This is a genomic window from Ureibacillus endophyticus, from assembly GCF_024159215.1.
In the GTDB taxonomy this organism is placed as follows: Bacteria; Bacillota; Bacilli; order Bacillales_A; family Planococcaceae; genus Ureibacillus; species Ureibacillus endophyticus.
The window spans coordinates 1,188,325-1,201,206 of sequence record NZ_JAMYWW010000001.1 but is presented as its reverse complement, the minus strand read 5'-3'; the positions used below and the strand labels follow the sequence as shown (position 1 = coordinate 1,201,206).

Here is a 12,882-nt window from a genome sequence, read left to right as displayed (position 1 = left end):
TGGACACCTCCTTTTTATTGTTTACCCGAACTTCTCTACAAGCATTTCATCCGTAACGGGTCCAATAATCTGTTCCACCAAATTTCCATTCTCATCAATTATGAAACTTGTTGGGAGGGTTAAAATTTCATATTTCGTTGAAACTTCCCCCTCTTCATCTAACAGTATTGGAAAAGTAACTTCGTGGTCTTGTACAAATTTTTGTACCGATTTCACGTTACTCTCGAGGTCTGTTGTATTTATTCCGAGTATGACTACATTATGTTTCTCAGCATATTTTTCATAATATTCCTCTATATGAGGCATTTCATCTTCACAAGGCGGACACCATGTTGCCCAAAAATTAATCAATACTTTTTTACCTAGGTAATCACTTAACTTAACCTTTTCCCCATCTAATGTTGTTAAATTAAAATTAATCGCTTTGCCCTTTGCTGCAATGACATCTGGTTCACTTTCTTCATGAGAATGAATATGGTCATGATCACCCTCCTCAACATATATTTCCTCATCAATGTAACGTAATTCCACTTGTTGATTTTCTATCTGTTCTTGATCCTGTTCATTTGGAGGCTCTTGTAATAATTTCATAAACAATTCTTCATCCATATATTCCGATTCCGTTATTTGCCTTTCATTTATATGTGAATATATAGAATAGATAAGCGCAAAACAGATTACTAGTAATAAACTAATCGATAATATTTTTTTACCCATATTTCTCTCCTTTTCTTTTATAGTTTATGAAGAAAATATGAGTCTATGAAAAAAGAGACACCACTAAGGATGTCTCTTTGAAAATATTAATACATTCTAATATATTGTTCGCGCTCCCAAGGGTGAACAGCAGTTCTAAACATATCATACTCAATTTCTTTTGCTTCTTTAAAGTTAGAATAGATATGTTCTCCAAGAGCAGCTTTGATTACTTCATCTTTCTCTAATTCTGCTAATGCTTCTAATAGAGAACCTGGTAAGCTTTCGATACCATTTTCTTTTAGTTCAGAAGAATTCATTACATAAATATTACGGTCAACTGGTGCTGGTGGTGTTAAACCGTTACGAACTCCATCTAAACCAGCTTCTAATAATACAGCTAATGCTAAGTATGGGTTTGCAGCTGGGTCTACAGAACGTAACTCAATACGAGTTGAAAGACCACGAGATGCTGGGATACGAATTAAAGGTGAACGGTTTTGAGCTGACCATGCGATGTAACAAGGTGCTTCATAGCCAGGTACTAAACGTTTATATGAGTTTACTAATGGATTTGTAACTGCTGTGAATCCTTTAGCATGTTTAATGATACCAGCCATAAATTGACGAGCTGTATCTGATAATTGTAAATTAGCAGTTTCATCAAAGAATACGTTTTTATCACCGCTGAATAGAGAAAGGTTTGCGTGCATTCCTGAACCATTCACACCAAATAATGGTTTTGGCATAAATGTTGCATGTAAGCCGTGTTTACGTGCAATTGTTTTTACTACTAGTTTAAACGTTTGAATGTTATCACACGCTTCAACTGCATTTGCATATTTAAAGTCAATTTCGTGTTGTCCAGGTGCTACTTCGTGGTGAGATGCTTCAATTTCAAAGCCCATTTCTTCTAATTCTAACACGATGTCACGACGGCAATTTTCACCAAGGTCTGTTGGTGCTAAGTCGAAATAACCACCATCATCATTTAACTCTAAAGTAGGGTTCCCTTTTTCATCTAGTTTGAATAAGAAGAATTCTGGTTCTGGCCCTAAGTTAAAGCTAGTGAAGCCTAACTCTTCCATGTTAGCTAAGATGCGTTTTAAGTTTGAACGTGGGTCACCAGCAAATGGTGTGCCATCTGGGTTTGCAATGTCACAAATGAAACGTGCTACTTTACCTTTTTCATTTGTCCATGGGAAGATTACAAAAGTATCTAAATCTGGTTTTAAATACATATCTGATTCTTCGATACGTACAAATCCTTCGATTGATGATCCATCAAACATCATTTTATTGTCTAACGCTTTATCTAATTGACTTACTGGAATTTCAACGTTTTTAATTGTTCCTAAGATATCCGTGAATTGTAGACGAATATACTTAACTTCTTTTTCACTTACGATTTGTTTAATTTGCTCTTTTGTGTACTTAGCCATTACATCCACTCTCCTAATTAATTAAAATTCATCCTTAATGCGAGGTAAATCCCCATTTCTTAAAGAAACCTTTTCCAATATTTGCGCTTGTTGTATTTCCTCACGCAATATTGAACGAAGTTGTGCATCCGAAATCGATACTTTGTCAGCTGTTTTGACACCACCAGTACTTCTCATGTCAAATACCTTCTTGACCCCAGCTATGTTAATTCCTTGGTTGAGGAGGTCTCGAATTTCTAACAGTGCATCGACATCATTTAACGAAAACATCCTTCTATTACCTTCTGATTTTGCCGGTTCTATAAGTTTATGTTCCTCGTAGTAGCGAATTTGCCGCGCACTCAACTCCGTTAATTTCATTACCATGCTTATAGGGAGTAACGGCATGGCTCTTCGAAACTCTCGACTCATTAGTATCTCCTCCCTTTCATGTTTTTATATTAATATATGTTATGTCTCTTTGCAATGTGATGTTAGGAAAAATAACATATGTTTTTTCGATAATTATTATCCAGTTATTAGATACATTTGCCATCAAATGTTCAATAATTTCGATTGATTATTGTATTAAAAAAGCCGTTCAATAAGCGTAAATGCTTATCAAACGGCTCAAAATCCTTATGACACGTTTTGTACCCTTTTTAAATCTGAAAATCTTACATCGCCATTTCACAAAAAAAATCAACGGGACGACACCACCCCGTTGATTTTTAATATTGTTATAGAAGATATTGTGCTCGTTGATTTCCGATCCACACTCTCATCGTACGGAATAACACAATAACAATCACTAATAACATAATTCCTTTTACTATATTAAACGGTAAAATACCTAATACAATCGTTTCTTTCATATCGAAACTGCCCCAACCAAGGAAATAAGAGTACATTGGTAAGAAGGCAACATAATTTAATAAGCTCATTCCTACAGACATCGTGATTGTACCAACTACTAAACCAAATGTTAAACCTTTAATTGTAGGTAATTTTTTATAGATGTAATATACAGGTAAAATGAATAAGATTCCCGTTACGAAATTTGCCATATGTCCAACTGGAACTCCAGTAGGTGCTCCCGAGAAAATCCAATCCAGAATGTTTTTAAATAATTCTACTAAAGTACCAGCTAATGGACCCATTGTAATGGCTGCAATTAACGCCGGTACATCACTAAAGTCAATTTGCAGGAACACCGGGAACCATGGTAGCGGGAAATTTAAAAGCATTAAAATAAATGAAATACTACTTAACATAGCAATCGTTACGAATGAACGTAACTTAAGTTTTTGATGTTTCATCGCAATCTCTCCTCTTTGCTGATTCAACTCGCAAGAAGAAAGGACAGTCACCAAAATTCGTTTCTCAATGTAAAAATCCCTTATGTAAAATGAGCATAAGGGAGAAAATAGGCACATTGACATGAAGTGGTAAAAAATCGTACGCGAAAGAAGAGATTACCAACACGAAAATTGGCAACTCAAATAAAAGTATGTGCAACAATATATTTGCATACTTTTAGCGTACAGTTTTTTCCAATTCAAAACGAATCGAATAAAGACCGTACCTTCACCTTCTCCCATCCAGACTATACTGTCGGCTTTGGAATCGCACCAAATCCTGCTTTATAAAAAAGCTCGCGGGCTGAAGAAAACATCTGCAAAATCCTCCAAGTTAATGGTCGGAAGTTGCGTTTTCTATTACCGCCGGTCGGGAATTACACCCTGCCCCGAAGATGAATCAAATATTAAATTTGTTTTATGGTACTATTATATCTCGGAAAAGAAGTATTGTAAATAGGAGTAAAATAGTTTATTGAATTTACTGAATAATTCGATTTATTGTAGAACTAGTTCATAAGATACTTCGTTTGCAGCTATTGGCATAGGTAGTGGTTCACTAAAATTAAAACCCTGCCATCCCGTCTGTACAATGTTATTAAATTGTACTTGCATATTGAAGTTAGCCGCTGTTAATAAAATACCTTCTATCATTTGCATAGCATCTTGTTGATCGTAATTCATTAAATCTAGTTGATCAGTAAATGCAACTGTCACAATGTCACCTTCAACTGAAATTTTAAAATCAACCCCTTCGATAATGACAGATTGATAAATATCATTATCCTCCTCTTTCATTGCTGAAATGGCTTCTTCTATAGTGCTAAAAGTTAAACGAAAATTTGGTGCTAAATATTCTGATCCGTCTGCTTGTGTATGTCTGTAATAATTATATTGGTTCTTTAACTGTATTGGTTTATTTGGCATTCCAACTTCACTAAATACAAAAGGTGAACCTGTTTCATCTAACGTAATTGCTTCATCATAGTAGTAACTGAATGTATCAATAAGGGAAGCTTCATACGTAGCTGGTCCTGCTGATCCGGAATCATATGGCGGATTCTTTGGTAATGTATGAACAACTTGTTGATTTTGTTCTGATATTTTTCCAACATAGGGATGATACTCACTAAAACCAATCGCACTTTCATCAAATAGTGGTGCGTATTGATTATAAAGGTCAACACCGGTAGGCTTAATTTTGCCGAAATCCTCCATAATCCGTTCATTTGGGATTAGTACCGTTACCGGAACACTATCAGCTGCATCACTTGCTAATCCTAATTGGAAAATTGTTTTTCCTTCGATTTCATCTGGATAGACAGCTGTGCTTAGATTAACGGCATCCATCGTCATCATTGTTCGATTTTCTGCTAATTCTGTTGCAGACTCTTGTTCCATTTGGCCCGTATCTTCTGTAGATTCCATTTTCATACTCTCTTCCGATACTTCTGATGTTTGATTTAGCTCTTTCATAAATGAAGGTACTAAAATTGCAAATAAAATAAGTGCGGCGGCAGATATTGTAATCGGGATCCAATTCCGTTTTTTCTTTTTAACAATTTTTGTTTCTTCTTCGTCAAAAACTCCATCATCTATTAATCGTTGAAGCACATCATCTTTTGAACGATGATCATGAATTTTTGGTACATTTGAAAGCACTTGTTCGATTTTTTCATCGTCCCATTTTTCATGACTCATAATGATTTGCCTCCTTTTTACCAGATGTTGTTAATAAATCTCGTAGGTTCTTAATCGCTCGATGTTGGGTAGTTTTGACTTTCCCTTCAGTCCAATTTAATATCGCTGCTGTTTCTGCAATAGATAATTCTTGAAAATATCGCATGATTATAACCATCTTTTGATCCCCTGTACATTTTTCTAAAGCTTCGAGTAATTGCTGCATATCATCGTTTAATTCAATTAATGCTTCAGGCGATTTTGTCGGTGAAACAAGCTGTTCCGTTTCCCAGTTAAATGCATCAAAATTACGAGATGAACGAACTGCATTTTTTCGGAAATAATCGATGGCTACATTTTTCGCTATGGCAAAAAGCCAAGTCTTTTCGGAACTTCTTCCTTCAAATCGTTCATAGGATTTCAAAACCCGTACATATACTTCGTGGGACAAATCCTCTGCAACTCCACGATCTTTCACTAAGTATATTAAAAATTGAAAGACATCTTGATGATAGCGATCGTATAACGAATGGAAAATGGATTTCTTCAATCCATACCACCCCCGTTCTTTATATTTGTCGAGTTTGAATAAAAAAGGTTACATCATTCAAAAAAGCGTCTATTTTTATTGGAATTTGCAGACTTTCTATTAATTGTTCATTTTTTCTATTATTAACCCAATTTTGTCTAATAATCCCACACATTTATCTATTATTCCAAAACTTCTTTAATAAATCTACTATTGGTGTGTTTCTAAACCAACAAAAAAAAGCAGAGGAAAGTTTCCCCTACTTATAATGGTAAATGGAAAGTGAAGGTTGTGCCAACGCCAACTGTACTATCGACTTTAATATTTCCTTTATGTGCTTCTACTATATTTTTTGCTATAGCAAGGCCCAATCCTGTTCCGCCTTTTGAGCGAGTACGTGCTTTATCTGCTTTATAGAAACGCTCAAAGACAAAGGATAAATCTTCTTGTGGAATGCCTTCACCAGTGTCTGCCACTTGAATTTTTGCATAAGAGAATTCTTGATCCAAGGAGACTGTCACACTTCCATTTTCAGGTGTGTGTCGAATAGCATTGTCAATTAGATTTGTCAGTACTTGTTCAATTCGGTCTTCATCAAGACTGATCATAACATCCTCTGATAAAGAGCTTTTGAATTTCAGATTAACGTGTTTTTCTTTTGCAACTTGAGCAAATTTTTGAGTAATACGCTCAAGGACATGGACAGCAGAGACATCTTCTTTATAAAGCGTTGTATGTCCAGATTCCATGCGTGCTAAATCCAGTAAGTCTTTTACAAGGCGCCCCATTCGTTGGGATTCATCGTAAATGATACGAATCATTTCATTGCGTTCTTCTTCTTCTGTCACGACATCATCCAATAGTGCCTCTGAATAGCCCTGTAACATGGCAATCGGTGTTCGAAGCTCGTGAGAAACGTTTGCGATAAAGTCTGATCGCAGTTTTTCCAAACGCAATTGTTCCGTCATATCTCGTATTACAGCAATGGCTCCACGAATGGATTGTTGACTATTTTTTAATGGGCTTATCGTTATTCGGTAATAAGAACCATCCATTTCAATATCTTCTTCTAATTTGTCTTCAAAATCTAAAACATGCTCTAGCATCTCATAAATTTCAATTGGAATTGGACTATCACCTTGCGATTTTTTTCGCAGGAACCATTTTTGTAATAATCGATCCGCTGGTGGATTGCTTAATAAAATCGTACGATCACGGTTAAAGGTGATTACACTATCCGTCATCGAAGTTAAGACACTTGCTAATTGTTCTTTCTCCTGATTAATAACCTCTAAATGATGTTTTAATTGTCTCCCCATTTGATTAAATGCCATTGCGAGTTGTCCAATTTCATCATTTTGAGTTGTTGGTAACGTTGCATCAAATTTCCCTTTTGCCAATTCAAAGGCGTGTTCACGCATTTTACGTAATGGCCACGTAATACGGGAAGATAGGAAAAATGCAAAGAATGTTGTTAAAACAAACGCGATAAATGCTGAAAGAAAGACAATTTTCGTTGTTTTTTGTGAAGTTTTATGCAAAGCAGTTGGGTTTTGGTAGATAAAGATTGCCCCATGTAAAGCATCTTCACTTTTTAACGGGTAGCTAAGCACAAAATACGATTCCATCTTGTCGTCTTCAATTTGAGATGGAAGTATCATTTCTTTTATAATCGGTTTATTCGATTCGTATATTTTATTAAAATCTTTACTATTTACAATACTTTCTTGAATTTCTACTTTATTAATTCCTGTTTGAAAAGCGGAAACAACCAGATGATCTGGGGATACTAAAAGTGCATTTGTATCTTCTGGCAACATTTCTTCAATGATTTCATCTGCTAAATGTTCTAAGTTATACTTATCAACTATACTGGCAATGGTTGAGGCGGTTTGATTTAATGATTGTTCTGCCTTTTCTTTATGGTAATTTTCAAGAAACTCTAACATTAAAATTGTGAAGACGAATAATACAAATGAAACGAGAAGCAATATGGTAATCCATAGCTTCCCGACAATACTTCTCCATATTCTATTCATTGATAACCTCGAATTTATAACCTACGCCCCAAACCGTCACGATCATTTTTGCAGCATTTTCTGACACACGATTTAATTTTTCACGTAGACGTTTTACATGTGTATCAACTGTTCGTAAGTCACCAAAGAAATCATAATGCCAAACTTCTTTTAATAGTTGCTCACGGTCAAATACTTTATCTGGTGATTTCGCTAAGAAGTATAAAAGCTCATATTCCTTAGGAGTTAAGTTTACTTCTGTTCCATCTGCTGTTACACGATGAGCATCATGGTCAATCGTTAAGTGTGGAAATACAACTAAATCCTTTGATGAAGATGGACTTGACACCGGTGAGAATGCAGAAGAACGTCTTAAAATAGCCTTCACACGAAGTACAACTTCACGTGGGCTAAATGGTTTTACGATATAATCATCTGCACCTAGTTCAAAACCTTGTACACGATTTGCCTCTTCACCTTTTGCCGTTAAAAGGATAATTGGTGTTGTTTTCTTTTCACGCAATTCTGCACAAACTTGAAGCCCGTCTTTCTCAGGCATCATAATATCTAATAATATACAATGGTAATCATTTTCTAAAGCTTTCGAGAGTGCAATTTCGCCATTTTCCGCCTCTTCTACTTGATAGCCTTCGCGTTCAAGATACATTTTTAATAGGCGACGAATACGGTCTTCATCATCAACTACTAATACAGATATATTTTCAGACATAGGTTTTACCCCTCTCATTCTTTCTCTAATATTATTGTACAATTTCATGTCGAAAAATAAAAGATGATATAGTAAAACTTACATTAACGGGTAATACATATAAAGAAAGTTCTTCCCAAGATAGAGAAGAACCTTCAAAAATATTAATTATTATGCATAAGAATGTAGACCTGCAATTACTAGATTCACGACAATTAGGTTGAAGAGGATGATTGCAAAGCCGATTAACGCAAGCCAAGCACTCTTCTTCCCTTCCCATCCTTTTGAAAGACGTAAATGCAAGAACGCTGCATAGAATAACCAAGTAATAAGAGCCCATACTTCTTTCGGATCCCATCCCCAGAATCTACCCCATGCTTCTTGTGCCCAAATCATCGCAAAAACTAGTGCACCTAAACTAAATACAGGGAAACCAATTAATACAGAACGGTAACCAATTTCATCTAGTAAGTTCAAATTAACTTTACGTACTAATGGATGTAGCAAATCTAAAATTCTTCTACGTGAAATTAATCTGAATAGTAAATAAATAATTGAACCTACGATAAATGACCAGAATACAACTGTTAATTTTTTTGCATTAATAACAGGAGGCATTTCTGCAATTGGTTCCATAACATCATCTGTTAATAATACATATTCGTTCATACCAAACACAGCTGGTACGTTATAGATAATTTCATGTTGAGCACCATTTTTATCAACATAATTAAATACCGCTTCGTAACCCATGCTTCTGAAAATAACAGTTACAACAATAAAGCCAACAACAAGAACAGCAAAATATAGTACTGCCTCTAACCAAAAACGACCTTTTGTTTTTACTTTTGGATCTACTGCTTTTAATAAATAAATTAACCCCGCTACTGCACTAATCGCTAAAATAGATTGTCCAAGTGCAGCTGTAATTACGTGAATTGTTAACCAATAACTTTGTAATGATGGAACAAGAGGTGTTACATCTCTCGGGAACATCGCTGCGTATGCAATAATTAATAAAGCAATCGGTAATGCGACTAAGCCAAGTGCAGTTAATCGGTACATATAATAAATTAAAATAAATGCACCAACGATAAACATACCGAATGCAGTTGTAAATTCGAACATATTACTTACAGGAGCATGTCCCGTATACATCCATCGTGTAATAAAGTACCCTAATTGTGCAAGGAAACCGATAATGGTAACAATGATTGCAATTTTACCCCATCTATCCGCACGTTTCGCTGCTCCATCGGGTTTATTACTTTTAATTGCACCACCGAACAATAATGTCCCAATTAAATAAGCTAAGAACGCGATAAATAGTAAGTTACCGCTTAAATCAATCAAACTCATAAGGTGCTGTCACCTTCCTTTTCTTTTTGCCCGTCTTCATTATTTTCTTTTTCAACTTGGTCAATAAATTGAGGTAAATGTGCAACTTCTGTAATTGCAGTTAAATCTTTCTTTATACTAAACCAGTTTTTATTTGTATGTGCTGCAAGTCGAATTGTACCGTCTTGTAATTGTTCAACCCAAATTCGACGGTGATTCCAATAAGATCCGATTGCAACACCTAACATGAAGATGATTCCACCAACGATTAAAATAGGAATTGTTCTGTCTTTATGAACCGTTAACCCAGACATATTTCGTGTTTCTATACCCTTGAATGACATTTTGTATACATTGTCACCATTTGGTTCAACCGTTTCTTTAATTGCCACAAAACTTACTTCCCCATCTGGTTTTTCTGGTGTTGTCATTTTGAAAATAAATGCTGGATTATTAGGGTTAGATGTTGCCGTTTGTGGTTCACCATTTTTAAACCCACTAAAGTCTGGATAATAACCTAATAATTCCACTTTTGTTTGATCATCAATGACATACTCTTTTTGAGGGTTTGTTAAATCAATACTTACATCCCCTAATTCTTCACCAGTTTCTTTCTTTGTAAGAGCGAAATTCATACCTTTTAATTCATTTAAACGGAAATCCATTTGATAAAGTGAATAACCTTCATGTTTTAGTGGGTGATTCACTCGAATTGAATATTCTTTTACTAATTCTAGATTGTCTGTTTGACCTGGAAGAGCATCATCCGGCTGTTTATATAATTTTACGTTCGTTTGGTAATTCTTTGCAACCGCATTCACACCTTGTTGAATTTGTGCTTCCGTTTTTTCATTATCATGAAGTTCTAATATAAACTTTTCATTTTCAATAAAGTAACCATCCATACCTGGTATTGTTCGAATATCACCTTCACGGACCCACATCGATTCGTCAACATAGAATCCTGGCAATAGTCTTAACATGACACCAAGTAAGAAAACAATTAGACCTACATGGTTTATGTATGGGCCATAACGCGCAAATCGTCCACGTTCAGCTAAAATCGCATTGCCTTCACGACGAACATTATATTTTAATTTTTTCATTTGTTCTTCTACTAAATCAAGAGTTTTCGCAGAGTCTCCAGCAGTAACTGGGCCTTCTGCTACGACACGTTGACGTTTCATAAAACTTTCGTGGCGTTTTACACGTTGATTTTTTAAAGAACGATGAAGCGGAATTCCTCTATCTAAACTTGCAATAATGATTGAAATCCCCAAAAGTCCTACTAAAATTTGGAACCACCATGAACTATAAACATCCGATAATCCCAATGTATAGTACAATTTACCAAGGGATCCATATGTTTCTTCATAGTAAATTTCTCTTTCGGCCTCGGTTGCTACATTTACATAAAACTCCTGAGGAAAGATTGTTCCAATTGAAGCCGCTACTAAATTAATAAAAATAAGGGAAACCCCTACTTTTACACTAGAAAAGAAGTTCCAAATTTTATCTACAATTGATTTGTTTCGTGTTTTGGATCGAATAGCAATTCCATCGTAGCGCATGTCCAAAACTTTTTGATTTTTCACTTCTTCGGTTAATGGTCGTCCACATTTTTCACATAACTTGGTTCCAAATGGGTTTTCATGTCCACAAGCACAAATAATTTTTTCCATCTTAAATTACTCCTGTTCTGGCTTAATGGATTCCATGTATGAAGCTATTTGTTGTTCATTCATTTCACCAGTGATAATTTTTTCAACTTCCCCTTCAGGATTGATTAAGATCGTTGCTGGTAGAAGATCAATCGTATATTCAGTCATTACATCTCTCGTTTCATCGATTGCAACAGGAAAATGTACACCTAAACCTTCAATAAAGTTTTTTACTTCAAATTCTGTTTGCGCGATATTAACTGCTAAAACTTCTACTCCTTGATCTTTATAAATTGCGTATTGATTAGACATCGCTGGCATTTCTTTTTTACATGGCTCACACCATGTACCCCAGAAATTTAAAAAGATTCCTTTTCCTTCATAGTCGGACAGACGATGTTTAATATTGCTATCGTATAAATCGATAAGTTCAAAATCTGGTGCTTTATCGCCAACTTGGAGAAGTTTTACTTTGTCCTTTGTTGCCGAGCTATATACTGTATAAACTATTGCAGCTAATAAAACAACAAGGATGACACCGCGAGTAATTGAACGTTTTTTCTTTTTATCCATAGCCGATTACCTCCCCGTTACTTAATACAATCTTCTCCATTATAGCAAAAATCACTTTTTAAATTTTTTCTGTTTATGAATGATTTATGAACCTTTCCACTACTTCCCTAGTGTTAATCAATTTTTCCTGTCTCAGCTAAGACACGAAGCAACTTAACCTCATGTTTTGTAAGTTGTCGATACTCACCTGGGTTTAGACCTGTTAAATCTAAGAAAGCAAAGCGTTCACGTTTTAATTTAACAACTGGTGTACCGATCGCCTCAAACATACGACGGACTTGTCGATTTTTTCCTTCATGGATGGTAATTTCACATATTGCTTTTCCTGCTTTTAGATCAAATGAAGTCATACTTACTTTTGCAGGAGCAGTTTTACCATCTTCAAGTTTAATGCCTCTTTGAAGTTTTTTGAGGCCTTCAATTGTCGGAACACCTTTTACTCGCGCAATATACGTTTTATCAATTTTGAATTTTGGGTGTGTCATTTGATAAGCAAATTCCCCATCATTCGTTAATAACAATAAACCAGATGTATCATAATCTAATCTTCCTACTGGGAAAATACGTTCATGAACATGTTTCTTAAAGATATCCGTAACCGTTTTTCTACCCTTATCATCAGTTACGGCTGAGATTACGCCTCTTGGTTTGTATAATAAGAAGTATACTTTATCTTCTTTTTCAAGTTTTACACCATTTACCTCAATTGTGTCAGAATTGGAAACTTTCGTGCCTAGCTCCTTTACGACTTTTCCGTTTACTTTTACTTTACCTTCTAAAATTAAGCTCTCCGCTTTTCTTCTAGATGCAATACCTGCATAGGCAATTACTTTCTGCAATCTTTCCATGTTTCCTCACCTTTTGTCTTCCATTTTGTTAGTCGGTCATATACTGCTAAA

At 35.2% G+C, this 12,882-nt stretch carries 12 protein-coding genes and 1 riboswitch; all 12 genes read right to left on the bottom strand.

All coding sequences use genetic code 11. The annotated features are described in order from the left end of the window. Window positions 1-21: 21 nt before the first annotated feature. The 12 genes from NKR20_RS05855 to NKR20_RS05800 all read right to left on the bottom strand — a co-directional run bounded on the left by NKR20_RS05855 (window position 22) and on the right by NKR20_RS05800 (window position 12,831). Entirely contained in the window at window positions 22-717 is a 696-nt protein-coding gene (locus NKR20_RS05855) for a peroxiredoxin family protein (protein WP_253424409.1), read from the bottom strand. Between the two features lie 86 nt (window positions 718-803). Then, a complete protein-coding gene (glnA, locus tag NKR20_RS05850) occupies window positions 804-2,138 on the bottom strand; it encodes a type I glutamate--ammonia ligase (protein ID WP_121214756.1) in 1,335 nt (444 codons plus the stop codon). 21 nt (window positions 2,139-2,159) lie between these two features. Continuing rightward, entirely contained in the window at window positions 2,160-2,549 is a 390-nt protein-coding gene (locus NKR20_RS05845; protein WP_121214757.1) for a MerR family transcriptional regulator, read from the bottom strand. Window positions 2,550-2,857: 308 nt separating this feature from the next. Further along, window positions 2,858-3,436, bottom strand: a complete 579-nt coding sequence (locus NKR20_RS05840; protein WP_253424406.1) for an ECF transporter S component — start codon at window positions 3,434-3,436, stop codon at window positions 2,858-2,860. Window positions 3,437-3,702: 266 nt separating this feature from the next. Continuing rightward, window positions 3,703-3,876, bottom strand: a riboswitch (FMN riboswitch). Between the two features lie 97 nt (window positions 3,877-3,973). After that, on the bottom strand, window positions 3,974-5,176 hold the full coding sequence (locus NKR20_RS05835) for a hypothetical protein (RefSeq protein ID WP_253424403.1): 1,203 nt from the start codon (window positions 5,174-5,176) through the stop codon (window positions 3,974-3,976). Continuing rightward, window positions 5,166-5,705, bottom strand: coding sequence for an RNA polymerase sigma factor SigX (locus NKR20_RS05830; RefSeq protein ID WP_121215585.1), 540 nt, complete (start codon window positions 5,703-5,705; stop codon window positions 5,166-5,168). Before NKR20_RS05830 ends, NKR20_RS05835 begins: the two co-directional genes overlap by 11 nt. 242 nt (window positions 5,706-5,947) lie before the next feature. Beyond that, entirely contained in the window at window positions 5,948-7,723 is a 1,776-nt protein-coding gene (locus NKR20_RS05825) for an ATP-binding protein (protein WP_121215586.1), read from the bottom strand. Further along, window positions 7,716-8,432 (bottom strand): response regulator transcription factor, encoded by a 717-nt coding sequence (locus NKR20_RS05820; protein ID WP_121215587.1) that lies wholly within the window; start codon window positions 8,430-8,432, stop codon window positions 7,716-7,718. The genes NKR20_RS05825 and NKR20_RS05820 overlap by 8 nt, the downstream gene beginning before the upstream one ends. 150 nt (window positions 8,433-8,582) lie before the next feature. Beyond that, on the bottom strand, window positions 8,583-9,770 hold the full coding sequence (gene ccsB / locus NKR20_RS05815; RefSeq protein ID WP_301285895.1) for a c-type cytochrome biogenesis protein CcsB: 1,188 nt from the start codon (window positions 9,768-9,770) through the stop codon (window positions 8,583-8,585). Then, window positions 9,767-11,431 (bottom strand): cytochrome c biogenesis protein ResB, encoded by a 1,665-nt coding sequence (gene resB, locus NKR20_RS05810; RefSeq protein ID WP_121215589.1) that lies wholly within the window; start codon window positions 11,429-11,431, stop codon window positions 9,767-9,769. Before resB ends, ccsB begins: the two co-directional genes overlap by 4 nt. A gap of 6 nt (window positions 11,432-11,437) precedes the next feature. Next, window positions 11,438-11,983, bottom strand: a complete 546-nt coding sequence (resA, locus tag NKR20_RS05805; protein ID WP_253424400.1) for a thiol-disulfide oxidoreductase ResA — start codon at window positions 11,981-11,983, stop codon at window positions 11,438-11,440. 113 nt (window positions 11,984-12,096) lie between these two features. Further along, window positions 12,097-12,831: a pseudouridine synthase gene (locus tag NKR20_RS05800; protein ID WP_121215591.1), complete on the bottom strand. Its 735-nt coding sequence runs from the start codon at window positions 12,829-12,831 to the stop codon at window positions 12,097-12,099. Window positions 12,832-12,882: the final 51 nt, after the last annotated feature.

What these genes read in the sequence shown, in the direction of transcription:
- NKR20_RS05855 (WP_253424409.1), bottom strand. Translation starts at nt 717, where the DNA reads ATGGGTAAAAAAATATTATCGATTAGTTTATTACTAGTAATCTGTTTT.
- glnA (WP_121214756.1), bottom strand. Translation starts at nt 2,138, where the DNA reads ATGGCTAAGTACACAAAAGAGCAAATTAAACAAATCGTAAGTGAAAAA.
- NKR20_RS05845 (WP_121214757.1), bottom strand. Translation starts at nt 2,549, where the DNA reads ATGAGTCGAGAGTTTCGAAGAGCCATGCCGTTACTCCCTATAAGCATG.
- NKR20_RS05840 (WP_253424406.1), bottom strand. Translation starts at nt 3,436, where the DNA reads ATGAAACATCAAAAACTTAAGTTACGTTCATTCGTAACGATTGCTATG.
- NKR20_RS05835 (WP_253424403.1), bottom strand. Translation starts at nt 5,176, where the DNA reads ATGAGTCATGAAAAATGGGACGATGAAAAAATCGAACAAGTGCTTTCA.
- NKR20_RS05825 (WP_121215586.1), bottom strand. Translation starts at nt 7,723, where the DNA reads ATGAATAGAATATGGAGAAGTATTGTCGGGAAGCTATGGATTACCATA.
- NKR20_RS05820 (WP_121215587.1), bottom strand. Translation starts at nt 8,432, where the DNA reads ATGTCTGAAAATATATCTGTATTAGTAGTTGATGATGAAGACCGTATT.
- ccsB (WP_301285895.1), bottom strand. Translation starts at nt 9,770, where the DNA reads ATGAGTTTGATTGATTTAAGCGGTAACTTACTATTTATCGCGTTCTTA.
- resB (WP_121215589.1), bottom strand. Translation starts at nt 11,431, where the DNA reads ATGGAAAAAATTATTTGTGCTTGTGGACATGAAAACCCATTTGGAACC.
- resA (WP_253424400.1), bottom strand. Translation starts at nt 11,983, where the DNA reads ATGGATAAAAAGAAAAAACGTTCAATTACTCGCGGTGTCATCCTTGTT.
- NKR20_RS05800 (WP_121215591.1), bottom strand. Translation starts at nt 12,831, where the DNA reads ATGGAAAGATTGCAGAAAGTAATTGCCTATGCAGGTATTGCATCTAGA.